Source organism: Nonomuraea jabiensis (assembly GCF_014204795.1).
Classification (GTDB): domain Bacteria; phylum Actinomycetota; class Actinomycetes; order Streptosporangiales; family Streptosporangiaceae; genus Nonomuraea; species Nonomuraea jabiensis.
This window is the reverse complement of record NZ_JACHMB010000001.1, coordinates 10,556,737-10,582,501: the sequence shown is the minus strand read 5'-3', so window position 1 is coordinate 10,582,501 and position 25,765 is coordinate 10,556,737. Positions and strand designations below refer to the sequence as shown.

At 72.9% G+C, this 25,765-nt stretch carries 24 protein-coding genes; 15 read left to right on the top strand and 9 right to left on the bottom strand.

What is annotated here, in order from left to right; all coding sequences use genetic code 11:
* The first annotated feature begins 42 nt into the window (after positions 1-42).
* Positions 43-486, top strand: coding sequence for an ester cyclase (locus HD596_RS48425; protein ID WP_185076073.1), 444 nt, complete (start codon positions 43-45; stop codon positions 484-486).
* A gap of 43 nt (positions 487-529) precedes the next feature.
* A complete protein-coding gene (locus HD596_RS48420; protein ID WP_185076072.1) occupies positions 530-1,441 on the top strand; it encodes an aminoglycoside phosphotransferase family protein in 912 nt (303 codons plus the stop codon).
* A 30-nt stretch (positions 1,442-1,471) separates the two neighbouring features.
* Here HD596_RS48420 and HD596_RS48415 read toward each other — a convergent pair whose 3' ends face one another.
* Positions 1,472-2,662, bottom strand: coding sequence for a phospholipase D-like domain-containing protein (locus HD596_RS48415; protein ID WP_185076071.1), 1,191 nt, complete (start codon positions 2,660-2,662; stop codon positions 1,472-1,474).
* A gap of 253 nt (positions 2,663-2,915) precedes the next feature.
* Between HD596_RS48415 and HD596_RS48410 the strand changes: the two genes are divergently transcribed.
* Positions 2,916-4,169, top strand: coding sequence for an MFS transporter (locus HD596_RS48410; protein ID WP_313046434.1), 1,254 nt, complete (start codon positions 2,916-2,918; stop codon positions 4,167-4,169).
* Positions 4,170-4,232: 63 nt separating this feature from the next.
* Here HD596_RS48410 and HD596_RS48405 read toward each other — a convergent pair whose 3' ends face one another.
* The 4 genes from HD596_RS48405 to HD596_RS48390 are packed head-to-tail and all read right to left on the bottom strand — an operon-like array spanning position 4,233 to position 6,639.
* Positions 4,233-4,649 carry an Hsp15 family ribosome-associated heat shock protein gene (locus tag HD596_RS48405; protein ID WP_185076070.1) on the bottom strand — a complete coding sequence of 139 codons (417 nt, stop codon included), beginning with the start codon at positions 4,647-4,649 and terminating at the stop codon, positions 4,233-4,235.
* 52 nt (positions 4,650-4,701) lie between these two features.
* Positions 4,702-5,214 (bottom strand): SET domain-containing protein, encoded by a 513-nt coding sequence (locus HD596_RS48400; RefSeq protein WP_185076069.1) that lies wholly within the window; start codon positions 5,212-5,214, stop codon positions 4,702-4,704.
* Positions 5,211-5,867 (bottom strand): TetR/AcrR family transcriptional regulator, encoded by a 657-nt coding sequence (locus HD596_RS48395; RefSeq protein ID WP_313046431.1) that lies wholly within the window; start codon positions 5,865-5,867, stop codon positions 5,211-5,213. The genes HD596_RS48400 and HD596_RS48395 overlap by 4 nt, the downstream gene beginning before the upstream one ends.
* Before the next feature lie 49 nt (positions 5,868-5,916).
* Positions 5,917-6,639: a sulfotransferase family protein gene (locus HD596_RS48390; RefSeq protein ID WP_246555382.1), complete on the bottom strand. Its 723-nt coding sequence runs from the start codon at positions 6,637-6,639 to the stop codon at positions 5,917-5,919.
* A 217-nt stretch (positions 6,640-6,856) separates the two neighbouring features.
* Between HD596_RS48390 and HD596_RS48385 the strand changes: the two genes are divergently transcribed.
* From HD596_RS48385 to HD596_RS48350, 8 genes are all read left to right on the top strand, one after another.
* Positions 6,857-7,510 carry a hypothetical protein gene (locus HD596_RS48385; RefSeq protein WP_185076068.1) on the top strand — a complete coding sequence of 218 codons (654 nt, stop codon included), beginning with the start codon at positions 6,857-6,859 and terminating at the stop codon, positions 7,508-7,510.
* Positions 7,511-7,958: 448 nt separating this feature from the next.
* Complete coding sequence (locus tag HD596_RS48380) at positions 7,959-9,485, top strand: serine hydrolase domain-containing protein (RefSeq protein WP_246555380.1); 1,527 nt, start codon at positions 7,959-7,961, stop codon at positions 9,483-9,485.
* 151 nt (positions 9,486-9,636) lie between these two features.
* Complete coding sequence (locus HD596_RS48375) at positions 9,637-10,803, top strand: erythromycin esterase family protein (protein ID WP_185076067.1); 1,167 nt, start codon at positions 9,637-9,639, stop codon at positions 10,801-10,803.
* Positions 10,804-10,890: 87 nt separating this feature from the next.
* Positions 10,891-11,688 carry a S1C family serine protease gene (locus tag HD596_RS48370; protein WP_185076066.1) on the top strand — a complete coding sequence of 266 codons (798 nt, stop codon included), beginning with the start codon at positions 10,891-10,893 and terminating at the stop codon, positions 11,686-11,688.
* A gap of 31 nt (positions 11,689-11,719) precedes the next feature.
* On the top strand, positions 11,720-12,709 hold the full coding sequence (locus HD596_RS48365) for an AAA family ATPase (RefSeq protein ID WP_185076065.1): 990 nt from the start codon (positions 11,720-11,722) through the stop codon (positions 12,707-12,709).
* A 6-nt stretch (positions 12,710-12,715) separates the two neighbouring features.
* Complete coding sequence (locus HD596_RS48360) at positions 12,716-13,603, top strand: DUF58 domain-containing protein (RefSeq protein WP_185076064.1); 888 nt, start codon at positions 12,716-12,718, stop codon at positions 13,601-13,603.
* A gap of 40 nt (positions 13,604-13,643) precedes the next feature.
* Positions 13,644-14,606: a VWA domain-containing protein gene (locus HD596_RS48355; RefSeq protein WP_185076063.1), complete on the top strand. Its 963-nt coding sequence runs from the start codon at positions 13,644-13,646 to the stop codon at positions 14,604-14,606.
* The gene (locus tag HD596_RS48350) at positions 14,607-15,659 is read left to right on the top strand and encodes a vWA domain-containing protein (RefSeq protein ID WP_185076062.1); all 1,053 of its coding nucleotides are present in this window, start codon (positions 14,607-14,609) and stop codon (positions 15,657-15,659) included.
* Positions 15,660-15,717: 58 nt separating this feature from the next.
* Here the strand turns inward: HD596_RS48350 and HD596_RS48345 are convergent, their stop codons facing one another.
* Positions 15,718-16,635, bottom strand: a complete 918-nt coding sequence (locus HD596_RS48345) for an NAD-dependent epimerase/dehydratase family protein (protein ID WP_185076061.1) — start codon at positions 16,633-16,635, stop codon at positions 15,718-15,720.
* Positions 16,636-16,657: 22 nt separating this feature from the next.
* Here HD596_RS48345 and HD596_RS48340 point away from each other — a divergent pair, with 22 nt between their 5' ends.
* The gene (locus HD596_RS48340) at positions 16,658-17,269 is read left to right on the top strand and encodes a TetR/AcrR family transcriptional regulator (protein WP_185076060.1); all 612 of its coding nucleotides are present in this window, start codon (positions 16,658-16,660) and stop codon (positions 17,267-17,269) included.
* Between the two features lie 125 nt (positions 17,270-17,394).
* On the opposite strand, the gene HD596_RS48335 is transcribed toward HD596_RS48340, so the two are convergent.
* Both HD596_RS48335 and HD596_RS48330 read right to left on the bottom strand, forming a co-directional pair.
* Positions 17,395-18,033 carry a phosphatase PAP2 family protein gene (locus HD596_RS48335; RefSeq protein ID WP_185076059.1) on the bottom strand — a complete coding sequence of 213 codons (639 nt, stop codon included), beginning with the start codon at positions 18,031-18,033 and terminating at the stop codon, positions 17,395-17,397.
* A 123-nt stretch (positions 18,034-18,156) separates the two neighbouring features.
* The gene (locus HD596_RS48330) at positions 18,157-18,600 is read right to left on the bottom strand and encodes a hypothetical protein (protein WP_313046424.1); all 444 of its coding nucleotides are present in this window, start codon (positions 18,598-18,600) and stop codon (positions 18,157-18,159) included.
* A 121-nt stretch (positions 18,601-18,721) separates the two neighbouring features.
* Here HD596_RS48330 and HD596_RS48325 point away from each other — a divergent pair, with 121 nt between their 5' ends.
* The 3 genes from HD596_RS48325 to HD596_RS48315 are packed head-to-tail and all read left to right on the top strand — an operon-like array spanning position 18,722 to position 23,203.
* On the top strand, positions 18,722-19,492 hold the full coding sequence (locus HD596_RS48325; RefSeq protein ID WP_185076058.1) for an IclR family transcriptional regulator: 771 nt from the start codon (positions 18,722-18,724) through the stop codon (positions 19,490-19,492).
* A gap of 43 nt (positions 19,493-19,535) precedes the next feature.
* Positions 19,536-20,384 (top strand): fumarylacetoacetate hydrolase family protein, encoded by an 849-nt coding sequence (locus HD596_RS48320; RefSeq protein ID WP_185076057.1) that lies wholly within the window; start codon positions 19,536-19,538, stop codon positions 20,382-20,384.
* An 8-nt stretch (positions 20,385-20,392) separates the two neighbouring features.
* Positions 20,393-23,203: an FAD-binding and (Fe-S)-binding domain-containing protein gene (locus HD596_RS48315; protein WP_185076056.1), complete on the top strand. Its 2,811-nt coding sequence runs from the start codon at positions 20,393-20,395 to the stop codon at positions 23,201-23,203.
* Here the strand turns inward: HD596_RS48315 and HD596_RS48310 are convergent.
* A complete protein-coding gene (locus HD596_RS48310; protein ID WP_246555379.1) occupies positions 23,193-25,751 on the bottom strand; it encodes a M14 family zinc carboxypeptidase in 2,559 nt (852 codons plus the stop codon). The two genes, HD596_RS48315 and HD596_RS48310, sit on opposite strands and share 11 nt — an antisense overlap.
* Positions 25,752-25,765 lie beyond the last annotated feature (14 nt).

Genomic DNA, 25,765 nt, shown 5'->3' with positions numbered 1-25,765 from the left:
GGTTGGCCCAATAATTGCCCTTTGGGGTATTAAAATGGCTCGATGTCTGATCCCCGACGCCCGCTGGACCGGCTCCGCAGAGCGTTCAACCGCCACGACCTGGGCGGCCTCGCGGACACCTTCAGCCGCGGTGCGGTCCTCGTCGCGCCGGACGGCGTGGGCCAGGACAGGGACGAGATCGCCTCCTACTACGGCGCGTTCATCGAGGCGTTCCCGGACTCGAGGTGCACCGTTCAGTCGCTCACGGTCCTGGGTGACACCCTGGTGGCGGAGTACACGCTGAGCGGCACCCACCAGGGCGCCTACCTGATGCCCGGAGGGGGCCTGGCCCCGGCGACCGGCCGCCCCATCCTCGTACGCGCGTGCAGCGTCTCGACCGTGGAGGACGATCTCATCGTCAGCCACCGCATCTACTACGACCAGCTGGAGCTCGGCGCCCAGATCGGCGGCTCGCTCTGCTTCGAGGAGGACGAGAGCCCGGGCTGAAAACCCGTTGCCCGGAGGCGGGCGTGGCCGCCACACTCTCCGGATGGTCGACAGTGTGCCCCCCGACGGACGTGCCGGGATCGATGCCTCGCTGGTCAAGCGTCTGCTCGAGGAGCAGTTCCCGCAGTGGGCCGATCTGCCCGTGACGCCGGTCGAGGTCGACGGATGGGACAACCGCACCTATCGCCTCGGCGAGGAGATGACGGTGCGCCTCCCCACCGCCGCCGGTTACGCGCCGGCGGTGGACAAGGAACACCGATGGCTGCCGGTCCTCGCGCCGTCGTTGCCGGTGGACATTCCCGTGCCGCTGGCCAAGGGCGTCCCCGGCGCGGGATACCCGTTCGGCTGGTCGATCCGCAGGTGGCTGGAGGGGCGGACGGCCGCTCTCGACCGCGTCGACGACCTGTGCGCGTTCGCGGTCTCGGTGGCCGAGTTCGTGCTCGCGCTGCGGCGCGTCGACGCCGCGGGCGGTCCCAAGGCCGGTGCGCACAGCTTCTACCGGGGTACGCCGCCGGCGCACTACGACGGGGAGACCCGCCGTGCCCTCGCCGCGCTGGACGGTCAGCTCGACACCGGCCTGGCCGCGGCCGTCTGGGACGCCGCCCTGGAGGCGACCTGGTCCGGGCCGCCGGTGTGGTTCCACGGCGACCTCGCCGCCGGCAACCTGCTGGTCAGAGACGGGAAGCTGGCCGCCGTCATCGACTTCGGGACCTCGGGTGTCGGCGATCCCGCCTGCGATCTGGTGATCGCCTGGACGATGTTCTCGGGCGAGAGCCGGGAGGCCTTCCGCGAGGCCGTCGGCCAGGATCCCGCCATGTGGGCGCGGGCCCGGGGCTGGGCGCTGTGGAAGGCGCTGATCGTGCTGGCCGAGAAGATCGGCACCGACGAGGAGCAGGCCGCCGTCCAGCGGCGGGTCATCGACGAGGTCCTGGCCGACCACAGCAGCGCCGGCTAGCGATCGAGGATCGCCGGCCGGCGCCCGGGATCAACCGGCCAGGGGCGCGACGGCGCGCATGCGCTCGAAGTTGGCGACGTACTGCCGGTAGATCGACTTGTCGTTGAGCCTCAGCAGCGTCTCGTCGTTGCGGCGCAGCGACGTCTCGATGTAGTTGTGGCTGCCCGTGATCACCCAGTGGGCGTCGCGGTCGCCGCCGTACGAGCCCTCGATCAGCAGGTACTTGGAGTGCACGCGGCCGGGCAGCGCGCCGCCGTCGCCGAGGGTGCGCAGCTCGACGCGCGGCTCGGCCAGCAGGAGCTGCTTGACCTCGTCGCTCATGATGCCGTACACGATCCGGACGGTGCAGCCGCGGGCGGCCAGGTCGCGGAGCTTGGCGGGGATGGCGATCCGGAAGGTGTCCCACTCGGACATGCCGACCCGGATCGTGGTGCCGCCCCGGCAGGACACCTTGCCGAGCTCGTCGACGATGGGGTCGCCGTCCGCCTTGGGGAAGAAGGCGGCCCGCACCGACCCGCCGGGGCCGCCGGTCTGGACGACGCGGTAGTAGTCGAGGTTCTTGCGCTCGGCGGCCAGGTCGCCGAAGTAGCCGGCGTAGGCGTCGTACAGGCGCCGGTTCCCGGGGAGGACGACCGCGTTGTTCCAGTACGTGGCGGAGTTGAGGTCGGTCAGGTTGGCCGACGACTGGACCACCACGTCGGAGGCGTCGCCGGTGCGGGAGAACAGGTAGAACTTGTTGTGCTGCCCCTTGTTGCCGATGCACGCGGCGGTGCCGCCCGAGAGCGGCCCGCTGCAGACGTGCGTCCAGGAGCCGGCCGCCGTGTCGGTGCCCAGCGCGGCGGAGAGCTTGGCGGCCACGGCCGCGCCCCGCGTGTCCCCGTCCAGGATGACCTGCACGTCCACGTCCCGCTGGTGCGCCCTGATCAGCTCGTCGGCGAACTCGGTCCCCGCGGCGCCCGACATGACGAAGTGGGCGACCTGGATGCGGGCTCCGGCGGGAGTCTGCCGGACGAGGCCGCAGAGCGTACGCACGAGGGCGGCCGGGTCCCCGCCCGCGGGGTCGTTGAACACGGCGGTCGTCGTGACGCGCGCCGGAACGGGGGCGTCAGCGCAGGCGGCGCCCGTCAACGTGGCCGCGGCCGAGGCCGGGGCGGCGCCCGTAAAAGTGGCCGCGGCCATGACGGCGGCAGCGGCCGGCACTGACAGGGACTTGCCAAGCATGGATCACTCCTTCAGGACGCGGCCACCACCGGCCGCGGGTGTCGCCGGTGCTCCGGGGAGTGGCGCGCGACCGGATGACCCGTGGGCCGGCCGATGAGCGCCGGCTCCTCGTCGCGGCACCGATCCTGGACCCTGCGGCGGCGTGTCCGGAAAGGGCAGCCTGAAGGGGGGATCAACGGTGCGGGAACATCTCCTGACGCCCGGGCTCGGCGCCGCCCGGAGACCGGCTCGGGCCACGGTGGATGATGTTCGGGTGACAAATCAGGCAAACGGCAGCCGGCGAATGCCCGCCGGGCTCGTCGCGCTGACCCTCGGCAGTTTCGGGATCGGCCTGACCGAGTTCGTGATCGCGGGCCTGCTCCCGCAGGTGAGCCGGAGCCTGGCCGTGTCCGAGGCCGCGGCGGGATGGCTGATCTCCGGGTACGCGCTGAGCGTCGCGGTCGGCGCGATCGTGGTGACCGCCGCCACCAGCGGACTGTCCCGCAAGTCCGTCCTCGTCGGGCTGGTGGCGCTGTTCGTCGCCGGCAACCTCCTCTCCGCCGTCGCGTCCGGCTATCCGGTGATGCTGCTCGGACGCGTCGTCGCCGCCCTGTGCCACGGCTCGTTCTTCGGCATCGGCTCGCTCGTCGCCCGGCGCATGGTTCCGCCGGAGCGGGCGTCGCGGGCGGTGGCGGTGATGTTCGCCGGGCTGACCCTCGCGAACGTCCTGGGCGTCCCGTTCGGCGCCCTGGTCGGCGAACGCTGGGGCTGGCGCGCCACGTTCTGGGCGATCACCGCGATCGGCGTGCTCGCCCTGATCGCCATCGCGGCGCTGGTGCCGGGCTGGGCCGGCGCGGTGGACCGTACGCATCCCTCGGCGGCATCCGGCCTGAACGGGCTGCGCGTCCAGCTCCGCGCGTTCCGCTCCGCGCAGGTCTGGCTGACGCTGGCGGCCACCGCACTCGGTTACGGCGGGATGTTCGGCGCGTTCAGCTACATCGCCTACACCTTCACCCGGGTCACCGGCTTCTCCAGCGCCGACGTCGCCTGGCTGCTCGTCGTGTACGGCAGCGGCCTGGTGATCGGGAACCTGGCTGGCGGGCGGGCCGCGGACGGCGACCGGGACCGCACGCTGATCGTCTCCCTGGCCGGCCTCACCGTCACGCTCATCGCGTTCGGCCTGCTGGCCGGCAGTCCCGTGGCGTCGGTGGTCCTGGTCTTCCTGCTGGGCTTCTTCGGGTTCGCCGGGGTGCCTGGCATGATCACCCGCGTCACCGACTACGCGAACGGGGTCCCGCTCGCCGCCAGCGCCAACGTCTCGGCCTCCAACGTCGGCAACGCGCTGGGCGCCTGGCTCGGCGGCCTGGCCATCAGCGCCGGCCTCGGCTACACCGCCCCGCTGTACGCCGGCGCCGCCATCGTCCTGGCCGGCCTCGCCGTGATGGCGGTCAGCGCGCGGCGAGCACCGGCCCAGGCTGCGGACCTCGACGACGCCGGCCTCTCCCCGGACGCCACGCCCACGACCTGACCCGCGTGCTCCGGCACCGGCCCTCGGGACCCCACTGTCAGCCGGCTCCCGCGGATGGCCGCGTCAATCAGCGTGGTCATCCCTGCGGCCCCGTCCCTCCGCCGACGGGCGGCCGAGCAGCCTGTCGATGCTGCGGCGCTCGCGTTTGGTGGGACGTCCCGCGCCACGGGCCCGGACGGCCACCGTCACGGCCTCCTCGCGCGGAGGAGGCGGCGGGCTCTTGTCGACGTAGCACTCGGCGGCCACGGCGGCGCCGACGCGCTTGGTGATGATCCGGGCGACGACCACGATGCGTTCGCGCCCCTCGTGCCGCAGCCGGACCTCGTCACCGACCCGGACGACGTGCGCGGGCTTGACGCGCACCCCGTTGACCCGGACGTGACCGCCCCGGCAGGCGTCGGACGCGATCGAACGAGTCCTGGTCAGCCGCACCGACCAGATCCAGCTGTCCACCCGCGCACTCACCTGCTCACCTGACACCCCGACACTGTACTGAGTGACGTGGGACGCGTCGATCGCGCGGGAGCGGGCGTCACTCAGGAGGGGTCGCGGCCTCGATGCGTTCGAGCAGGGGCGGGCTCCAATGGGTGCCGTAGGCGGCCTGCAGCCGTGACAGCCGCCAGTCGTTGCCGGTGACGACGCGACGGCACAGAGGCGTGTCGCAGCGGCAGGCCATCGACCACGCTTCGACGCCGGTGTGCGTGGCGTAGTCGATGGTGAGCTCCTCGCCCGGATCGACGTCGCGTCGCGCGATCACCGTGGTCGCGTCACGGTGCCAGAGAGTGGGGTCGCAGGAGTGGTTGCCGTAGCGCACCGGGTGAGCGGGATCGAGAAGCAGGTGGACGCCTTCGGCGACGGTGAGGCTGCTGTAGGGCGGTGTGAGGCGGGCCAGGGTCTCATCGCTGATGACGCGCCCGCCGAGCCGCATCACGACCTCGTCCTGGCGGATCCGCTCGACGGCGAACAGGCCGGTGCCGTGGATCGAGGAGAGCCGGGGCCGAGCGCTGGGAGTGAGCCAGCATTCGGCCTCGTACGTCCGGCTCATCGAGGGAGGTCCGATCGTGGGTGGGGAGCCGTGCGGTGGTCTTGTCGTGGAGGCGGATCGTCGGGATCCTTGGTCGGCGGCGGTGCGAGGAGGTCGCGGATGAGGGGGACGGCCAGGCGCAGGACGTCGTCCAGCGGGGCGCCGGCCAGATCGGGAGTGCGCAGCAGGTGGCGGTGGAAGGTGATGCCGAACATGACGGCCCCGGCCAGCGCCGCCCGCAGCCGCGGGTCCGGTCCCTCCACGTGGAGGGCGATGCGGTCGATGGCCTCGGCGGTGATGTGCCTGCGTAGCAGGTCGGCGGCCTCCTCGCTGGTCAGGCTGGTACGCAGGAGCACCGCCATGGGGCTGTCGGCGGCCCAGCGTTCGAGCATGGCGCGCAGGTAGCTCTCCGCCGAGGCCGCCGGGTCGCCGTCCACCGTGAGCGCGTCCACATCGATGCGGAGGTCGAGGGCCGCGCGGAAGAGCTGCTCTTTGGTGCCGAAATACTGGATCACCGAGGACTTGTCCACCTGCGCCTCGGCGGCGATGGCCCGGATGGTGGCGCGGTCGTAGCCCACCTCGCCGAACACCCGCCGCCCTGCCTCCAGGATGCGGCGGCGGGTGCGCTCGCCCTTTCGCTCGCCGCCGCCGGCCTGCTCGATGGCATCGGTCACTGCTGGTCACCTCTTCCCGCGCAGGCCGATGCTATCCACTGCCGGCCCGTCAGCCGCCGGGGTGGCCGAGCGGGAAGCCCGGCAGGTCGCCCGACTTCATCCGCTCGAACGCCTGCCGCATCGAGTCGGCGTCGTTCAGATGCGGGAACGGCTCGCCGGCCGGGACGTCCACGCCGAGGAAGGCGCACAGCGGCTCCCACCCCTCCCGCACGTCGAACACCAGCAGCCGCTCCGCGGGAATGCTCTGCTTCACCGTCTCCACGTGCCGGTTGAAGGCCGCGACGACCAGCTCCTCGTCGGCCAGGTCCGTCCCGAAGGCCCAGTCGGGGCCGAAGAGGGCGCGCCCCATCTGGTCCAGCACCGGCCCCATGCGCTGCATGGTCGTGAAGAGCCGGCGGACCTGCTCGGGCAGCTCGTCCGAAGGGGCCGGACGGTTCTCGCCGGAGAGCAGCATCCGGATGCTCGGGTACCACTGGTGCGGGTCCCGCACGGTCAGGACGACCGGCGCCTCGGGATAGGCGTCGGCCAGCTCCCGCCAGTAGAAGCTGGCGGGCCAGTCCACCTCCGCCTGGTAGCCGTCCTGGAAGACCCGGTCCCAGTCCTCGCGGGTGCGAACCTTCCCGGCGGCGGCCTCCAGCCAGTGATCGACGTGGCCGGGATGGGTCATCACCTCGACCATGTGGTAGCAGGGAGCGAAGCCCAGCCGCTCCAGCGCGGCCTTCATGGACGTGGTGCCAGTGCGTGGAAGGCCCGCGCCGATGACTTTCATCATGCCGAGATCCCCTGTCGTCCGCGATGACGGTCGCCCCTCAGGCTAGGAGGACGGGCGAAAAATCTCAACGCCTGTACATTTTTCTGCCGGTAAGGGATCCATCACCCGAGCCTGCGGATCTTGGTTGCGCTTTGATCACGATTGCCGAATCTGGATGACTCTCCCGCATGACATCGCATGATCAATACAGTCAAGCTTCGGAGAGAGAGGACCCCTCATGCACTTATCCGCAGTCCGGGCTGCTCTGAGCGGCGCCACCGTCGTCTGCGCGATGCTCCTCACCGCCCTGCCCGCGACCGCCGCCGCCGCGCCGGCCTCGACCGCCCAGGCCGGAGTCGACCGCGGAGTGCTGCTGACCAAGGCGGACCAGCCGCCGGTCAGCGAGACGTACGGGGACCCCTGGGTCAACCCGTACTTCGAGCCCGACGTCACCGGCCCCACCTGCTGGGAGTACGGGCGCGACACCGGCGCGAGCGCGGGCCTCAGCGCGAGATTCTCCACGCCGACGTGGTTCCACTCCTCCAACGACGTCTGGGTCTTCCCGAGCGCGGACGCCGCGGCCGCCTTCGAACGGCAGTGGCGCGCCGACCTGGCGACCTGCGTCGACCGCAATCCGCCCGCCGAGACCGGCTCGGCGGTGTTCGACATCACCCGGGCGGGTGAGGCGGACGGCGTGGAGGTCCTGCGGGTCACCGCCGCCACCAACCCGTACTCGACCCTGACCTACCACTTCTGGGTCGCCGTGGTCCGCCAGGGTCGCGCCGTGTACGCCGTCCAGCTCCTCGACTACCGGCACGGCGACCCGCAGCTCATGCCCTTCGACGCCACCGTCGCCAAGATCAAGGCCAAGCTGGCCGCGTACTACCCCTAAGGGCGCTCAGGCGACCGCCTCCCCGCGGGCGGTCGCCGCTCCTGAGCGGCTCCGCCGGGCTCGGCCTGGACCGCCGCGTCGACCAGGTCGGCCGCGCGGCGGACCACGATCACGGGGTGGTGCGCGGGGCCGGCGACCACGCGTTCGAGGTGGTGCACGGCGGCGCTCGCCCGGCCCAGCCCCAGCTCCAGCAGGCCGAGCCGCCCCTACCGAGCCGACAGGGCGAGGACGAGCCCCCGGCGGTGCGTCGCCGCCGCCGTCCGCCCACGATCCGCATTTCGGCCGCCCCTGGTCCAGGAAGCCGGCAGGTGCGCCCTCGACCGTGCTGCGGTGTCGTGTCAGCGGCCGCGTCAGAACGGCGACGGCCCGGTATCAGCGCGCTCGGCGATGGTGGACGCCATGAACGGTGCAGCGCCCGCCCGTTCAGCCGAATCTGCCGAAGGAGCACATGACCATGGCCGTTACCCTCACCGACCAGGACAAGCTCACCCTGCGGACCGCCGCGTACGGTGCCGTCTCGCTGCTGGCCGCCGCCGGTGCCGCCGGCTCGCCCCACAGGATCGCCACCGAGGGCTCCATCGCCCTGGCCTCCGCGACCGGCCCCATCGGGCACGTGCTCGCCGCGAAGACCAGGGACATCAAGCTGAACGGCAAGTCCGTGGCCGAACTCGCCGACCACGTGCTGCCGGCCCTGACGGCGGCCATGAGCCTGCTCCGCAAGCAGGACCCGGCCGAGGCGGACAACTTCCGCAACACCGTCAACGTCGCCGTCGCCGCAGCCACCCGCACCCACCAGGGCCGGCCCAGCCCCACCGTGGCGGAGATGGTCCGCAAGATCACTGGAGCCCTCGAGGCCGCGAACGGCGGGGCCCCGTCGAGGGCCGCTGCCGGCCAGGATCGCCCGGAGCTGCAGCAGGTCCTCCAGGAGATCGTCGATTCCGGTTTCACCGGGGTGACGCTGCGCGTACGCGACGAGCGGGGCGAGTGGGCCGGCAGCGCCGGCGTGCGCAGGCTGGGCCACAGCGCCGAGCCGCCGGTGAACGGGCACGTCCGGATCGGCAGCAACACCAAGACCTTCACCGCGACCGTGGTGCTGCAGCTGGTGGGCGAGGGCAAGCTCGGGCTGGACGACCCGGTGGACGACTACCTTCCCGAGTTCGGCCTGGACCGGCGGATCACGGTGCGGATGCTGCTGCAGCACACCAGCGGGGTGTTCAACTTCACCGGCGAGTACTACGACGACGGGACGGTCGTGCCGGGGATCGTCTGGTCGGGCCAGGAGTGGGTGGACAACCGGTTCAGGCCCTACCGGCCCGAGGAGCTGGTACGGCTGGCGCTGTCCAAGCCGGCGCGGTTCGAGCCGGGCACGGACTGGAGCTACTCCAACACCAACTACGTGCTGGCCAGGCTGCTGGTCGAGAAGGTCACCGGCCGTTCGCTGGCCGAGGAGATGCACCGGCTGATCCTTGGGCCGCTCGGCCTGTCGGGCACCGTGGTGCCGGACACCTCGCCGGAGCTCCCCGAGCCGCACGCCCACGCCTACTACCGGTACGAGGAGGCCGGCCGGGAGGAGACGGTCGACGTCACCCGCCAGAACCCGTCCTGGATCTCCACCGGCGGCGACATGATCTCGACCACCCAGGACCTGCAGACGTTCATCTCCGCGCTGATGGGCGGCAGGCTCCTGCCGGCCCATTTGCTGGCCGAGATGTGCACGCCGGAGCCGAAGGCCGGCTACGGGCTGGGGGTGTTCGTGCAGGAGACGGCGTGCGGCGGCACCGTCATCACCCACAACGGCGGCATCGCGGGCCACGGGGCGCTGATGTACAGCACGCCCGACGGCAGCAGGACCCTGACCGCCGCGCTGAACTACGTGGACGACGTCACGATGTCCCTGGCGGAGGCGTTCCAGAAGGCGACGCGGCGGCTCGTCGACGAGGTGTTCTGCGGCGGGCGGGCCGGATCGGCGCAGTAGACCGCACCAGCCCGGCGTTCTTCCCATGCCGCAAGGGCGGCGCCGGGCCCGCTCGCCTCACGAATGCACCACCGATTGAAGGTCCATCGCGCTGGTAGCAGAATTCAAGCGGAAAAGTTTACACCGAGTGTTCAACGATACCGTTCAAGGCATGGATATCAAGGACACGGCCCGGCCGGTCGACGGCGCGGGCATCTCGGCGTTCCTGCGGTCGCTTCCCGCCCCGCCCCTGCTGCTCGGCCTGGGCGAGGCCAGGCACTTCGTGGGGGAGCTGGGCGAGTTGCGCAACGAGATCTTCCGGCATCTGGTCGAGCACGAGGGCTACCGGTCGTTCGCCATCGAGAGCGACTGCCTCATGGGCCTCGTGGTGGACGACTACGTCACCACGGGCGCGGGCACGCTCGACGACGTCATGGAACGCGGCTTCAGCCACGACTTCGGCTCCGTACCGGCCAACCGCGAGCTCGTACGCTGGATGCGGGCCTACAACGAGGAACATGACGACAAGCTCAGGTTCTTCGGGTTCGACGGCCCTCTGGAGTATTGGGCGGCCAGTCCCCGCCAGGCGCTCACCGCCCTCCACGACCTCCTCGACGGCCCGCTCCTGTGCGGCAGGGAAACCCTCGACGCGCTGCTGGGCCCGGACGAGCGGTGGTCGAACGAGGCCACCGCCATGGACCCGTCCCAGTCGATCGGCCAGTCCGCCGACGCCCAGCGGCTGCGGCTGATCGCCGACGACCTGGTGGCGCTGCTCGACACGCAGGCGCCGCAGCTGAGCGCGGAGGACAGGGAACGGGCGGCACTGTACGCCCGCACCGCCACCGGCCTGCTCCGCTACCACTACTGGATGGCCGACGCGTCCCCGCTGCGCTGGACCCGGCTGTCGGCCCTGCGGGCCGTGATGATGGCCGCCAACCTGCGCGCCGTCGCCGAGCACGGCCCGGCCCTGGTCTTCTCCTCCAACCTCCACCTGCAGCGGAACAAGACCCTCATGCCGTTCGGCGACCAGCGGCTGGAGTGGTGGAGCGCGGGGGCGATCGCCGCGACGTACCTGCGAGGCCGGTACGCCTTCCTGGCCTCGGCCTTCGGCACGGTCGGCGACGGCACCCCGCCCCCGGACACCGTCGAGGGCATCCTGTCCACGCTCCCGTGGGACCACTCCCTCGTCGACGCCCGCCGCCTGGCCGAGGCCGTCACGGAGCCCACCCCACGCGTCTCCCACGATTTCGCCTATTTCCCGCTGGACCCGGCCCAGCTCGACCAGGTCGACGGCATCGTCTTCCTCAAGCAGGCCGTCAACCTGAAAAAGCTGGGCTGACAGGTGTGCCACGGGCTTCACCGGTTCTCATGGAGTTCTCAGGTGGATTTTGTGGCACTTTGAGCTGAGTTTTATGACTATGGGGCGATGGAGCACGTGCCGCAGGAGGCCGATCCGGCCCCGGCTCGGGGAGCCGGGGCCGGGAAGGTTCGGCGGTTCGCCGTCGGGGGCGGCGTGCTCGTCGTCGTGGCCGTACTGGCGTACTGGCTGGGAAGCGGCGGCGGGAACGGTGAGGTGGCCGCGCCCCGGCCGAGCCCCACGCCGACCCCCAGCGCGACGCTCACGACGGCCGAGGTCTTCAAGAGGGTCGGGCCGTCGGTGGTGGTCATCCAGGCCGGGAAGTCCCTCGGAACCGGGGTGATCGCGGCCGAGGACGGGACGATCCTGACCGCGCACCACGTCATCAAGGGCACGAAGGACGTCAACCTCACGTTCGCCGACGGCACCAAGGCCAAGGCCGCCGTCGTGTCGTCGAACCCCAAGCGCGACGTCGCGGCCCTCAAGCCCGCGAAGCTGCCGGAGATCGTCGTCCCGGCGACGCTCGGCGGCGCCGTGGCCGTGGGCGCGCCCGTCGTGGCGATCGGCAACCCGCTCGGCCTGACCTACAGCGTCTCCACCGGCGTCGTGTCGGGGCTGGAGCGGACCACCGAAGACGGCGACCGCGACCTGGGCGGGCTCATCCAGTTCGACGCCTCCGTCAACCCGGGCAGCTCCGGCGGCCCGCTCCTGGACGCTCGCGGGCTGGTCATCGGGATCGTGGTCTCGATGGCCGACCCGGGAGGCGACGACGCGTTCGCGGGCATCGCGTTCGCGGTGCCGATCGGCGTGGCCCTGGGCGGCGGTGGCGACGGCGACGGCCCGCCGGGTGAGGGACCTCAGATTTGACCGACCGACGCGTCACGAGAAGGAACAGCGTATGACCTCGACCAAGTCCCCCGAGCCGGCTCATCCGCTCGAACAGGTGCTGTTCGAGGTCAAACGGACGATCGTCGGGCAGGACGTGCTGCTGGAGCGCATGGCCGTCGCGTTGATCGCCGACGGCCACCTGCTGGTGGAGGGCGTTCCGGGGCTGGCCAAGACGCTCGCGGTGCGGTCGCTGGCCGCCGCGATCGACGGGAGTTTCCAGCGCGTCCAGTTCACGCCCGACCTGGTGCCGGCCGATCTCGTCGGCACGCGGGTCTACCACCAGCACTCCGGGGAGTTCAAGACGGAGCTCGGCCCGGTGTTCGCGAACCTGCTGCTGGCCGACGAGATCAACCGCGCCCCCGCCAAGGTGCAGAGCGCCCTGCTGGAGGTGATGCAGGAGCATCAGGTGACGATCGGGCGTGAGACGTTCCGGGTGCCCGAGCCGTTCCTGGTCATGGCGACGGAGAACCCGATCGAGTCGGAGGGCACCTACCCGCTGCCCGAGGCGCAGGTCGACCGGTTCATGATGAAGGTGGTCGTCGACTATCCGACGCGGTCCGAGGAGCAGGCGATCGTCGAGCGCGCGCTGCGTCCGCCGGAGCCGCCGCAGGCGATGGTGACGGCCGAGGACCTGATCGCGATGCGGGCCCGGGCCCAGCAGGTGTACGTCGATCCGGCGATCGTCGACTACGCGGTCCGGCTGGTCTCCGTGACGCGTTCGCCCGCGACGGCCGGGCTCGGCGAGCTGGAACGGTACGTCACCTACGGTGGGAGCCCGCGGGCGTCGATCGCGCTGGTCACGGGCGCCCGGGCGCTGGCGTTCCTGCGCGGCCGCGACTACGTCCTGCCGCACGACCTGTCCGAGCTCGCGCTCGACGTGCTGCGCCACCGCCTCGTGCTGTCGTACGAGGCCCTCGCGGACGACGTCGACGCCGACACGATCATCACCAGGGTGCTCGGAGCCGTCCGCGCGCCCGACGTCGTCCTGCAGAACCGCTGAGCCGCCATGGCCACCGCCCCAGAGAAGCTCCTGCTCCGCCTGGAGTGGAAGGTCGTCCGCAGGCTGGACGGCCGGCTCCAGGGCGCCCACCGCACCGCGCATCGCGGCTCCGGGATCGACTTCACCGGGTTGCGCCCCTACGGAGACGGCGACGACGCCCGGCACATCGACTGGAACGTGACCGCACGCCTGGACGAGCCGCACCTGCGCGTGTTCACCGAGGACCGGGAGCTGACGGTGTGGCTGGTGCTCGACCGGTCGGCGTCGATGCTGGCGGGCCGGCCGGGGCGCGGCAAGCACGACGTGCTCGCCGAGCTCGCGCTCGTCCTGGCCCGGCTGTTCGGCCGGGGCGGCAACCGCGTCGGCGCCCTGCTGTTCGACACGGGGATGCTGCGCGTCGTGCCACCCGGCACGTCCCGGCGGCACGCGCTGCGGATCGGCGCCGAGCTGGAGCGCACCGCCGGGACGGCGCGCGGCGGCAGCACCACCGACCTGGCGGAGATGCTCGATGCGGCCGGACGGCTCGCGCGCCGCCGCGCCCTCGTCGTCGTGCTGTCGGACTTCATCGGCGACGGCGACTGGGAACGCTCGCTCCAGCGCCTGGCCCGGCGGCACGAGGTCGTCGCCCTGCGGATCGTGGACACCGCCGACGACGTGCTACCCGAAGCCGGGCTGATCGTGGTCGAGGACGCCGAGACCGGCGAGCAGCTCGTCGTCGACTCCGCCGACCCGCTGCTGCGGGTGCGCTTCCGCGAGGCCGTCGACGCCCGCGACGCCCGGCTCGCGGCGGGCATGCGCCGGGCCGGAGTGCCCGTCCACCGCGTCGACACCGACCGCGACCTGGCCGAGGCGCTCGTCGAGGTCGTCGCCCGAACCCGGGACCGGTCGCCATGACCGGGCGGGTCGAGGCCATCAACCGACACGGAGGAGGCTCATGACCCTGTCCTCCCCGCTGCTGCTGGCCGCCGGGCTGCTCGTCACGGCGGCGCTGGCCTGGGCGGCCGTCGTCTCGGCCCGCCGCCGGAGGGCCGCGCTCGCCGCCGCCGGCGTCGCCGTACCGGGTGGCCGGCGGGCGTACCTGGGCAGCGGCCTGACGATCGCCGGCGTCGCCGTGCTCGCGATCGCCACCGCCGGACCGGCGGCCATGGTGCCGGTCCCGCGGGCCACGGGCACCGTCATCCTCGCCATCGACGTCTCCAACAGCATGGGCGCCGACGACGTCGCGCCCAACCGGCTGGCGGCCGCGCAGCGGGCGGCCCGCGCGTTCGTGGCGGCGCAGCCCGACAGCGTCGACATCGGAGTCGTCGCGTTCGCGCGGGGCGGGCTCACCACCGCACGCCCCGACGCCGACCACTCCATCGCGCTCAAGGCCATCGACCGGCTGAAGATCTCCGGCAGCACCTCGCTGGGGACGGCCATCATGGCCTCGCTGACGGCGATCACCGGCAAGCAGGCGGCCATCGGCCGCGACGGCACCGCGCCCGACATCGGCTACTGGCCGTCGGCGACGATCGTGATGTTCTCCGACGGCCAGAACCGGGGCGGAGCCGGCGAACCGGCCGTCGAACCGGCCGCCGAAGTGGCCCAGAAGGCCGGCGTCCACATCCACACCGTCGGGGTCGGCACCACGGCCGGGGCGACGGTGCAGGTCGACGGCTACCGCCTGCAGACCTCACTGGACGAGGACACCCTCACCTCGATCGCGCAGACCACCGGCGGCGCCTACCACCCCGCCTCCGACACGGCGCGGCTCGACGGGATCGCCGACACGATCGATCTGCGGCTCACCGTCTCCGACGAGCCGCTGCCCCTCGCCGGAGCCCTGATCGGGCTCGCCCTCGCGCTGCTCACCGCCGGAGCGGCGCTCACCGTGCTCCGGTCAGGACGGGTGATCTGAATGTCGTTCTCATGGCCGTGGGCGCTGCTGTCCGTCCTGATCATCCCGCTGATCTTCGCCATCCGCTGGTGGGCGGGGCGCCGCCGCCGGCGGGCCGCCGTGCGCGTGACCTCGATCGCGCTCGTACGCAGCGCCCTGCCCGGCCGTACGCGCTGGACGCGGAGGATCCCCGCGGCATTGTTCATCGCCGGGCTGGCGCTGCTCGCGGTCGGGGCCGCGCGGCCGCAGGCGTCGGTGCCGGTGCCGATGAGGTCGGCGACGATCCTGCTCGCGCTCGACACCTCCGGCTCCATGTGCTCCACGGACGTCGACCCCAACCGCATCACCGCCGCGCGGAAGGCCGCCGCCGACTTCATCGAGTCGCAGCGGGGCGGGCCGCGCATCGGCCTGGTGACCTTCGCGGGCGCCGCGGGCCTGCTCGTGCCCCCCACCGACGACACCGACTCGCTGATCAAGGCGCTGGACGGCCTCACCGTGTCCCGCGGCACCGCGATCGGGCAGGCCATGCTCACCTCGATCGACGCGATCGCGGAGGTCGACCCGTCGGTCGCCCCCACCGGGGCGGACCCCGGCGATGGCGGCGGGGGAGGGTACGCCGGTGCAGCGATCGTCGTGCTCACCGACGGCGCCAACACCCAGGGCGTCGACCCGCGGACCGCGGCCCAGGAGGCGGCCCTGCGCCGTGTCCGCGTCTTCACCATCGGCTTCGGCACCACGAACCCGGCTCCCATGGTCTGCGACAACTCCCAGTTCGACGGCCGCGGCTTCGGCGGCTTCGGTGGCGGCGGCGGATTCGACAGGGGCGGCCGCAACATCCGCATGATCGACGAGCCCGCGCTCAAGCAGATCGCCCAGACCACCGGCGGCTCCTACCACCGCGCCGAGAACGCCGACCAGCTCCAGAGCGCCCTCGACGCCCTCCCGGGCAGCTTCACCGTCGTCCACCAGCGGGTCGACACCGCCGCCGCCTTCGCCGCCGGCGGCGCCGTCCTCATCACCGCGGCCCTGTCCCTGTCCCTCTGGTGGAACCGCCCCCGGACCCCGACCCGCTGACAGCCCCTCCGAACCCGCCCCTCGGCAGCCGACGCCCTGACCCCTATCTATGGGCGCGTCATGCGGCGAGGACGGCGGCCGTGGCCGGCCAGCCCTCGCGGGCGCTGGGATAGCGCGGGGCCCAGCCGGTGGCCGCGCGGAAGCGGGCGTTGCTGACCCGCAGCGAGCGGGTCAGCGAGGTGAGGCGGTGGCCGAAGAGGTAGGCGGCGCGGCCGGGGACGGTGAGCCACAGGCGGGTGTCGGCGGCGCGGGCGAGCGCGTGGGCGTACTCCCGCTTGGTCAGCGGCTCGTCGTCGACGACGTTGTACGTGCCCGCGGCCGCCCCGAGCGCGGCGACGACGGCTTCGGCGGCGTCGGCCAGGTGGATGGAGGAGACGTAGCCGTCGGGGTGGCCGAGCACCATGCCGACGTGGCGGCGGGCCTGGGCGTACATCTGCTCGCTGTGCGCGGCCCCCGGCCCGTAGAACCAGCCGAACCGCAGCACCACGCCCGCGCCGCCGCCCTCCCGGCCGAAGCGGTGTGCGCTCGACTCGGCGGCGAAGTTGCCGCGGGTCATCGGGTAGTGGTCGACCGGCGCGTCCTCGTCGATCCAGCGCGCGCCCTGGTCGCGGTAGACCATGCTGACCGACTCCTGGACGACCCGGTCGACCCCGGCGGCCAGCGCGGCGTCCACGACGGCGGCCGAGCCCTCGACGCGTACCCGGTTGTTCTGCCGCTGCGCGCCGGCGCTCATGAACCTGCTCATCGGCGGGATCGCGCTGGCCAGGTTGACCACCGCGTCATGCCCGGCGAAGGCCGAGGCCAGCGCCTCGCGGTCGAACAGCGACACCGTGACGGGGGCGGCGCCCTGGCCGGCGAGGGCGGCCGCCTTCCCCGGCGTGCGGGCAAGAGCGGTCACCGTGTGCCCCGCGGCGAGCAGGGCAGGGACCGCGTGGCGGCCGATCGCGCCGGTGCCGCCCGTGATGAACACTCGCATAGAAAGAGAGTACTCTCTCACTATGGCGAGATCGACACCAGGGGTCACCCGGCAGCGGCTCATCGACGAGGCGGTGCGGCTGTTCTCCACCCGCGGATACGCCGCGACCTCGGTGGCCGACATCCAGGCGGCGTGCGGGCTGACCACCGGCTCGGGCGCGCTCTACAAGCACTTCCCGTCGAAACGGGCGCTGCTGGAGGAGGCCGTCCGGCAGAACATGGAGGCCGTCGCCCGGCGCGCCGCCGCGGCCACGGCCGAGCGGCCGGCGGACGAGGACGGGCGCGCCGCCCTGGAGCGCATGGCGCGGGTGGTCTGGGAGTCGCTGGAGGGCGACCGCGATCTCATCCGCATCATGCTGCGCGAGTACGACGGGTTTCCCGAGCTGTTCGAGCGCATGTGGGAGGGGGTGCTGGCCAGCGTGTACGCCCAGGGGGCCGCCTGGATCGCCGCCCAGAAGGAGCTGGGCAGGGCCGACGTCGACGATCCGGAGGCGGCCGGGGCCGTGCTGCTGGCGTCCCTGACCTACTATCCGCTGCTGCGGGCCATGATCGGCCACACTCCGGGCGGTCTCGACCCGGAGCGGTTCCTCGCGGCCTGGGTCGAGCACGCCGCCGCCACCCTCCGGCTGCGCTGACGGCATCGGCGCCGTGGCCCCGGCGGGCCCGGAGCTGCGGGTGGTGGACCTGCCGACGGGTGAGCGCCGGCAACTCGACGCCTGATCAGGCCCCCTGCCGCCCACCGCGCCCGGCGGCGGGCCGGCTAACGCTTCCACGGCGCATCGGACAGCCCCGGCCACCGGCGCGCGTTCAACGCCAGGTGGATCGCGGCGGGGGCCACGACGATCGAGCCCAGCGTGTCGGTGACGTAGTGCGCTCCCAGGTAGACCCGCGCCAGCATCTGAGCCGCCACGAGCACGAAGCCCGCCGCCAGCACCGGCCGGTGGAAGCGCGTGTGCCTGACCAGGGTCGCGACCGCGATCACGATCGACAGGGTCAGGCACACGTGACCGCTGGGGAAGCTGCCGGGGCCGAGGCCGAACACCAGGGCGTCGGAGACGGGAGGCCGGGAACGGGCGACGACGGTCTTGAGCACCCAGCTCACGCCCCACCCCGCGGCGATCACCACCAGCACCCGCCCGGCGGCCCGCGGCCGGCCCGCGACGGCCACCCCCACGACGAGGGCGAGGGCGAGGAGCGAGCCCATGACCGTACCGAACCCCACGTTCAGGACCTGGGCGACCGCGGTCGGCCACGGGCCCCGGAGCGACTGGACGCCGTCGCTCACGGCGGTGTCCACGGCGGTCCACGCGGGCGTACGGGCGGCGAAGCCCATCACCGTGCCCAGAACGAGCAGCGCCACGGAGCCCGGCACCGGGAACCTCGCTCTGTTCGACCTCATGGTGGAACGATAAAGAGGGCCGGATAAAGGCGAGTTCAGCCTCCGGCGCGGGCGCGCGGGCTCTGCAGGGCGAGCAGCCCGCCGATCCCCGGCACGAACGCCAGCGGGCGGGCCGCCGGCGGGTCAGTCCCCAGCGCCGGGCCGTACGATCATCAGGACCACGACGACCGCCCAGGCCAGGTTGTAGAAGCCGGCCAGCATGGACAGCGTACGCAGCGGCCGTTCGTCGCCGGGCTCGCTGAGCGCGGCGCGCTGGCGCGGGTGGATCTGCGTGGCCAGCAGGGCGCCCGCGACGGCCGTGAGGATCATGGAGACGGTGATCCAGATCTCGCCCATCCGGCCCTGCACGCTCGCCAGGATGACCCCGGCCAGGGGGACGACGAGCCCGAAGGCGGCGTAGCCCCCGGTGATGCGGTGCAGCGCGACCGCCACCCCCCGGCTGCGCTCGCCCGCATCGCCGGTCGCGACCGGCACGTAGCGGGGGAACAGGCTCGTCGCCACGGCCGAGCCTCCCACGAACACGATGCCGGCCAGGACGTGCACCGACAGCAGGACATGCTCCAGCATTCCTCAACCTCCAACCTTCAGGGTGACTGAAGCTTAGCGCAACCTTCAGGCACCCTGAAGGTTGGGAATCCACGCAGGGGTCAACTTTCAGTTTCCGGAACGATGGTCTAATCTTCGGAAGATGTCCGAGATGGCTGCCGAGTCCAAGCTCGTCGGATCCGACCGCGTGCTCGCGGTCCTCGCCGAGCTGGCTCGCCACCCCGACGGTATCGGCTTGGAGGAGATGGCCCGAGCGGTGGCCAGCCCCAAGCCGACGGTGCACCGCGCCCTGGCGTCGCTGCGCCGCGCCGGGTTCGCGGCCCAGCACGGCCACGGCCGGTACGTGCTCGGCGACGAGTTCCTGCGGATGGCCTTCGCCCACCACGAGGCCCGGCCGGACCACGTGCGGGTCACGCCGATCCTGCGGGCCCTGTGCGACCGCTACGGCGAGACCGTGCACTACGCGGTGCTGGAGGGGGCCTCGGTCGTCTACCGCTCCAAGCTCGACCCGTCCGACGGGGCCGTCCGCCTGACCACCGTCGTCGGGGGCCGGAACCCGGCGCACTGCACCGCCGTCGGCAAGGCGCTGCTCGCCGACGCCCTGCGCACCGAGGACGCGGTACGCGAGTGGGTGGGGGAGCGGCGGCTGGAGCTGCCGACCGAGCGCTCGATCGGCACGGTGGAGCGGCTGCACGCCGAGCTGGTGCGCGTCCGCGAGCAGGGCTACGCCGTCGACGACCAGGAGAACGAGCCGGGCGTCAACTGCGTGGCCGTCCTGGCCTACCTGACCTCGCCCACCGTGCCCAGCGGCGCCGTCAGCGTCAGCGGGCTGGCCTACCGGACGCCGCTGAAGTCACTCGTCGACGACCTGGCCGCCATCCGCGGCATCGTCGCGGGGCGGGGGACCTCGTGAACCTCAAAGCCCATACCCTCCCGATCCGAACACGGAGAAAGCGTTGTACCTGATGCGCATCGGCGCGCCCGGCGCCGAGAAGCCCGTCGTCCGCGTGGACGACGGCCACTACATCGACGTCTCGGACGTCACCCCGGATTTCGACGAGCGCTTCTTCGCCGCGGGAGGCACCGCGCTGCTGGCCGACCGGGTCGCCCGGGGCGACGTGCGGGCGTTCGCGGGCGAGCGCGTCGGCGCGCCGATCGCCCGGCCGCACCAGATCCTGTGCATCGGCCTCAACTACAGCGACCACGCCGCCGAGACCGGCCAGGCCGTCCCCGACGAGCCGATCCTGTTCACCAAGTCGCCCAACACCCTGATCGGCCCGTACGACGAGGTGCGCATCCCGCGCGGCTCCACCAAGACCGACTGGGAGGTCGAGCTCGGCATCGTCATCGGCCGGCGCACCTCCTACCTGGACTCGGTGGAGGAGGCAAAGGACGCGATCGCCGGCTACTGCGTGGTCAACGACGTCAGCGAGCGCGCCTTCCAGATGGAGCGCGGCGGCCAGTGGTCCAAGGGCAAGTCCGCCGAGACCTTCAACCCGGCCGGCCCGTGGCTGGTCACCCCGGACGAGATCCCCGACGTCAAGAACCTGGGCATGTGGCTCGACGTCAACGGCGTGCGCCGCCAGACCGGCACCACGAAGACCATGATCTTCGACCCGTACGTGATCGTCCACCACCTGAGCCAGTTCATGGTGCTGGAGCCCGGCGACCTGATCAACACCGGCACCCCGCCCGGCGTCGGCATGGGCCACGACCCGCAGATCTGGCTGCAGCCCGGCGACGTCATGGAGCTGGGCATCGACCGCCTGGGCGCCCAGCGCCAGCAGGTCCTGGGCCCGAGGTAAGGATCGGCATGAGCGTCACCCATTCCGAGAAGTCGCGGCTGACCGCCCCGGACCCCGCCGTCCTGGCGGCGGTCGAGGCCGCCGTGCCCGGGATCACCCGTACGCGGGCCACCGACCGGCTCGGCATGGCCCATGACGCCTCCCACTACCTGCTCACCCCGCAGGCGGTCCTGGTGCCGGAGAGCGCCGAGCAGGTGGCGGCGCTCATGCGGGCCGGGCTGCCGCTGACGTTCCGCTCCGGCGGCACCAGCCTGAGCGGGCAGGGCGTGAGCGAGCACCTGCTGGTCGACACCCGCCGGCACTTCCGCGGCATCGAGGTGCTCGACGGCGGCGCCCGGGTCCGCGTCCAGCCGGGCGCCGTGCTGCGCCAGATCAACGCCCGGCTGGCCGCCCACGGCCGCAAGCTCGGCCCCGACCCGGCCAGCGAGTCGGCCTGCACGATCGGCGGCGTCGTCGCCAACAACTCCAGCGGCATGACCTGCGGCACGCACGCCAACACGTACCGGACGCTGGAGTCGCTGGTCCTCGTGCTGCCCAGCGGCACCGTCGTCGACACCGCCGCCCCCGACGCCGACGCGCGGCTGCGCGCCCTGGAGCCCGAGCTGGCGCAGGGCCTGGAACGGCTGCGCGACCGGATCCGCGGCAACCCCGAGTCGGTGCGGCGCGTCACCGCCCAGTTCTCCCTGAAGAACACCATGGGGTACGGGCTCAACAGCTTCCTCGACCACGACACGCCCGCCCAGATCCTCGCCCACCTCGCCATCGGCAGCGAGGGGACCCTGGGCTTCGTCGCGCAGGCGGTCCTGCGCACGGTCCCGGCGCACCGCCTGGCCGCGACGGGCCTGCTCGTCTTCCCCACGCTGCGCCGGGCGATGGCGGCGATGCCGCAGCTCGTCGCCGCCGGCCCCGCCGCCGTCGAGCTGCTGGACGCCGAGTCCCTGCGGGTGGCCCAGCGGGACCCCAAGGCCGACGACGTCCTGCGCACGCTGACCGTCCGGGACCACGCCGCGCTCCTGGTCGAATGGCAGGAGTCGGACCCCGAACCGCTCGCCGAGCACGAGCGCACGGCCGAGCGGCTGTTCGCCACGCTCGACCTGGCCGCCCCGGCGCGGCTGAGCAGGGACGCGGGCGGCCGGGCCGCGCTCTGGCACATCCGCAAGGGCCTGTACGCCTCCGTCGCCGGAGCCCGCCCCAGCGGCACCACCGCGCTCCTGGAAGACGTCGCCGTCCCGGTGCCCGTCCTGGCCGACCTCTGCGACGACCTGGCCGGCCTGTTCGCCAAGCACGGCTACGAGCGCAGCGTCATCTTCGGCCACGCCAAGGACGGCAACCTGCACTTCATGCTCAACGAGCGCTTCGACACCGACCTGGAGCGCTACGCCGACTTCACCGAGGACATGGTCGCCGCCGTGCTCGACCGGGGCGGCACCCTCAAGGCCGAGCACGGCACCGGCCGCGTCATGGCCCCGTTCGTCCGCCGCCAGTACGGCGACGAGCTGTTCGAGGTGATGCGCGAGGTCAAGCGCCTGTGCGACCCCGCCGGCACGCTCAACCCGGGCGTCGTCCTCACCGACGACCCGCACGCCCACCTGCGCGACCTCAAGAGCGTCGTCACCGTCGAGCCCGAGGTCGACCGGTGCGTGGAGTGCGGCTACTGCGAGCCCGTCTGCCCCAGCCGCGACCTGACCACCACGCCCCGCCAGCGCATCGTGCTGCGCCGCGAGCTGGCCGCCGCCCGGGAGGCGGGCGACCACGCGCTGGCGAAACGGCTGGAGGAGGAGTACGGCTACGACGCCGTGGACACCTGCGCCGTGGACGGCATGTGCGCCACCGCCTGCCCCGTCCTCATCAACACCGGTGACCTGACCAAACGCCTGCGCGAGGAGCGCCACGGCCGCGCCGCCCGCGCGGGCTGGAAGTCCGCCGCCAAGCACTGGAACGGCGTGACCCGCGCCCTGGACCTGGCCCTCGACGCCGCCGCCGCGGCGCCGGCCCCGCTCGCCGAGGGCGCCGCCAAGGCCGCCCGCGCCGTGGCGGGCCAGGACGCCGTGCCGCAGTGGAGCCGCGACCTGCCCCGAGGCGGGACGCCCCGCCGCCCGGCCCCGGCCGAGGACGCCGACGCCGTGTTCGTCCCGTCCTGCCTGAACACCCTGTTCGCCCCCGCCGAGGGCGGCCCCGGCGCGATGGCCGCCCTGCTCCGCCTGGCCGAGCGGGCGGGCGTGCGGCTGCGCGTGCCCGACGGGATCGGCAGCCTGTGCTGCGGCACGCCCTGGTCGTCCAAGGGCCTCACCGACGGCTACGAGGTGATGCGCCGCCGGGTCCGGGACGCGCTGGCCGCGGCCACGGACGGCGGCCGCATCCCGGTCGTCAGCGACGCCGCCTCCTGCACCGAGGGCTTCGAACGCCTCACCGCCGCCGCCTCGCCCGCCGTCCGGGTGCTCGACGCGGTCGCCTTCACCGCCGAGCACCTCCTGCCGCGCCTGCCCGCCGCCCGCCGGCTGCCCTCACTGGCCCTGCACCCGACCTGCTCCTCGACCCGGCTCGGCCTCGACGCCGCCATCACCCGCGTCGCCGAGACGGTCGCCGAACGGGTCGTCGTGCCGGACGGCTGGCAGTGCTGCGCCTTCGCCGGCGACCGCGGCCTGCTCCACCCCGAGCTGACCGCCTCCGCCACCCGGGCGGAGGCCGCCGCCGTGGCGCGGGAGGACTTCGCCGCCCACGCCTCGGTCAACCGCACCTGCGAACTCGGCCTGACCCGCGCCACCGGCAAGCCGTACCACCACCTCCTGGAGCTCCTGGACCGCGTCACTACCCCTTGACGGCCGCTCCGGTAACCGAGGAGGCCCAGTACAGGGCCCTGGCCACCTGCGGGAACAGCCCCTTGGGGTGGTTGCGGAACATCGGCTCCGTGCCGAACAGCACCACGGCCGCGCCCCGCTCGTCCCTGCCGCTCACCACGGCCGCCTGGCCCCTGGCGGCGTCCTGGCCGCCGGTGCCGCCGGCGTCGGGCCGCCAGTGGCCGGAGACCAGCGGACCCTCGGCCGCGTACGACTGCTCGACCGTGACCTCCGGCCCGAGGCCGGTGAACCAGCGCGGCGAGTACACGAACGAGTGGTCCGGCGAGCCACCTCCGACCTGCCCGCCCGTGGAGAGCACGCGGACGACGCCGTTGGCGTCGCCGCGGCCCGCGACGGCAGTCGCGGTGAGCAGCCCGGCGGCGGCGTTGAAGGCCGCCCCGGTGCCGCCACGGGTGATCACGCCGCCGGTGGTCAGGAACGCGTCCAGCGCCGCCCTGGCCGCCGGGTTGAGCGCCGTGTAGCTCAGCCCGCTGGAGACGAACAGCACGTCGGTCCCGCTCCAGTCGTAGCCCGCGTTGAGGGCCGCCGTGGAGACGGGGGTGACGGCGAAGCCCAGCTCGCGCAGCGTGAACAGCTCGTCGGCCGAGGCGGCGGCGGCGATTCTGACCTGTGAGAGCGGCGCGCCGGACGTCGTGCCAGCCGGCGTGAAGGCGACGCCGTAGCGCTCGGCGACCGCGCGGGCGGCCGGCCGCGCGGAGGCGGGCACGATGGCCGCGCCGTCCGCCCAGGTGACCGCCGTGCCCTGGGCCAGGAGGTCGTTCAGGGCGAGGACGTCCTTGGCGTCGGCCACCTTGAGCGCGAGCGCCCCGGGCGTACGCGGCACGGAACCGGTCGGCGCGGCGACCTTGACCGGATCGGCCTGCACGCGCAGGGACGTGACGCCGTCCACGCCGGCGCCCCAGAGCAGGCCATGGCTCCAGCCGGAGATGTCGTACATGGCATCCACCCTGGGCGAGATGTCCGCGCCCGCCTCCAGCATGACGTTGGCCAGGCCGCGCTTCGGCTGGCGCATGTCCACCACGTACGATCCGGCCGGATACGTCCTGCCGTCCGCCCGGAACGCGTGCCTGGCCCGCTCGACCCGCACGTCGTTCGCGATCAGGTGGTCCACCAGGCGCGCGGCGGCCGCCTGCGAGCGCCGGCCGGTGATGACGTACGCCCGGGGGAAGGTGGTGGTGTAGACGTCCTCCGGCCCGAACCCGGGCACGATGCCGAGCGGCACCGCCTTCGACGGCTCCCCGGCCGCGCCCCGCCGGAACACCTCGATCTGGTCGGCGATCAGCCGGTCGTGCCGGTCACGTACGAAGGCGTAGGTGGCCCGGATGGCGGCGGCGGCCACGTCGGTGTTGATCGCGGAGCGGCGGCGCAGCTCCTCGACCGGCTGCTGGGTGTAGTCCGAGCCGTTGACCCGCAGCGGGATCTCCACGGTGTGCGTGGCCACCGCCCCGTGGAAGGGCGCGTACTGCGGGGTGAAGATCGGCGGCCAGTCGTCCCAGCCCTCCGCGGAGTCGCGGAACGGGATCTGCGCCGGGTACACGCCGTCCTTCTCGACGGTGTAGCCCAGCCCGTTCACGGCGGCCTCCATGCCGAGGCCGTTGGCGTAGGCGTTCTGGATGAACAGGTCGTACTCGTAATTGGCGCCGTGCGGCGGCGTGGTCGGCTCGATGAGCGTGCCGTTGACGTAACCGTGCAGGTCGATCACTGTGACCGGCTGGGCGTCGATCATGATCTGGCGCATCGCCCGCACCTCCGGCTGGGAGGCGGTGACGAAGTCGCGGTTCAGGTCGAAGCCGGCGCCGTTCTGGCGCACCCCGCTGACGCGGCCGTCGGGGTTGGCGGTGATGTTGAAGTAGAGGCGGGTGCGCGCCAGCAGGTCGGCGACCTTGGGATCCGTGCTGGTCGCGAGCTCCTCGATGACGCGCAGGGCGGCGTCGGTGCCCTCCCACTCGTTGCCGTGGATGTTGGCGTTGACGAAGAGCGGCGCCTTGTACCTCTTGATCAGCTTCCGGTCGCGGGCGGCGGCGGCCGGGTCGTTCTCGATGCGCTCGCGGATGCGCTCCTGCTCGCGCGTCTCGGCGGCGCTCTCCGGCGCGGTGACGGTCACCAGGTAGAGGTCGCGGCCCCCGTACGAGCGGCCGATGACCTGCGCGCTGACCCGGTCACCGCGCTGCTGGAGGTCGTTCAGCCGGGGCGCGATGCCGTGGTGGGGCACCAGGCCCAGCTTGATCGAGGCGTCGGCCGGGTTCTCGGGGGGCACCGGCAGCCGGGTCCGCCGGGGGTAGCCCCGGTCGTGCGACAGAGTGCCCGGCTGCTCGGCCGGGGCGGCCGTCCGCGCCTCGGCGCGGACGGGCACGTCGGCGGCGACCTCGTTCCGCTCCGGGCCGTTGCCGAAGTCGCGCACGGCCGGCGCCGGCGGCGCGACCGGGTCGGCCGACACCGCGTGCGGGACGAGCGGGACCACGAGGAACCCAGTGAGCAGAGCCGGGAGCAGGGCAGGGGGTAAGCGCAAGGGAGTCCTCCAGA

Coding starts and splice junctions, on each gene's coding strand:
- HD596_RS48420 (WP_185076072.1), top strand. CDS start 530: ATGGTCGACAGTGTGCCCCCCGACGGACGTGCCGGGATCGATGCCTCG.
- HD596_RS48400 (WP_185076069.1), bottom strand. CDS start 5,214: ATGAGCCGGACGTACGAGGCCGAATGCTGGCTCACTCCCAGCGCTCGG.
- HD596_RS48415 (WP_185076071.1), bottom strand. CDS start 2,662: ATGCTTGGCAAGTCCCTGTCAGTGCCGGCCGCTGCCGCCGTCATGGCC.
- HD596_RS48345 (WP_185076061.1), bottom strand. CDS start 16,635: ATGCGAGTGTTCATCACGGGCGGCACCGGCGCGATCGGCCGCCACGCG.
- HD596_RS48370 (WP_185076066.1), top strand. CDS start 10,891: ATGGAGCACGTGCCGCAGGAGGCCGATCCGGCCCCGGCTCGGGGAGCC.
- HD596_RS48330 (WP_313046424.1), bottom strand. CDS start 18,600: ATGCTGGAGCATGTCCTGCTGTCGGTGCACGTCCTGGCCGGCATCGTG.
- HD596_RS48385 (WP_185076068.1), top strand. CDS start 6,857: ATGCACTTATCCGCAGTCCGGGCTGCTCTGAGCGGCGCCACCGTCGTC.
- HD596_RS48355 (WP_185076063.1), top strand. CDS start 13,644: ATGACCCTGTCCTCCCCGCTGCTGCTGGCCGCCGGGCTGCTCGTCACG.
- HD596_RS48390 (WP_246555382.1), bottom strand. CDS start 6,639: ATGATGAAAGTCATCGGCGCGGGCCTTCCACGCACTGGCACCACGTCC.
- HD596_RS48340 (WP_185076060.1), top strand. CDS start 16,658: ATGGCGAGATCGACACCAGGGGTCACCCGGCAGCGGCTCATCGACGAG.
- HD596_RS48380 (WP_246555380.1), top strand. CDS start 7,959: ATGACCATGGCCGTTACCCTCACCGACCAGGACAAGCTCACCCTGCGG.
- HD596_RS48350 (WP_185076062.1), top strand. CDS start 14,607: ATGTCGTTCTCATGGCCGTGGGCGCTGCTGTCCGTCCTGATCATCCCG.
- HD596_RS48335 (WP_185076059.1), bottom strand. CDS start 18,033: ATGAGGTCGAACAGAGCGAGGTTCCCGGTGCCGGGCTCCGTGGCGCTG.
- HD596_RS48325 (WP_185076058.1), top strand. CDS start 18,722: ATGTCCGAGATGGCTGCCGAGTCCAAGCTCGTCGGATCCGACCGCGTG.
- HD596_RS48375 (WP_185076067.1), top strand. CDS start 9,637: ATGGATATCAAGGACACGGCCCGGCCGGTCGACGGCGCGGGCATCTCG.
- HD596_RS48425 (WP_185076073.1), top strand. CDS start 43: ATGTCTGATCCCCGACGCCCGCTGGACCGGCTCCGCAGAGCGTTCAAC.
- HD596_RS48360 (WP_185076064.1), top strand. CDS start 12,716: ATGGCCACCGCCCCAGAGAAGCTCCTGCTCCGCCTGGAGTGGAAGGTC.
- HD596_RS48365 (WP_185076065.1), top strand. CDS start 11,720: ATGACCTCGACCAAGTCCCCCGAGCCGGCTCATCCGCTCGAACAGGTG.
- HD596_RS48315 (WP_185076056.1), top strand. CDS start 20,393: ATGAGCGTCACCCATTCCGAGAAGTCGCGGCTGACCGCCCCGGACCCC.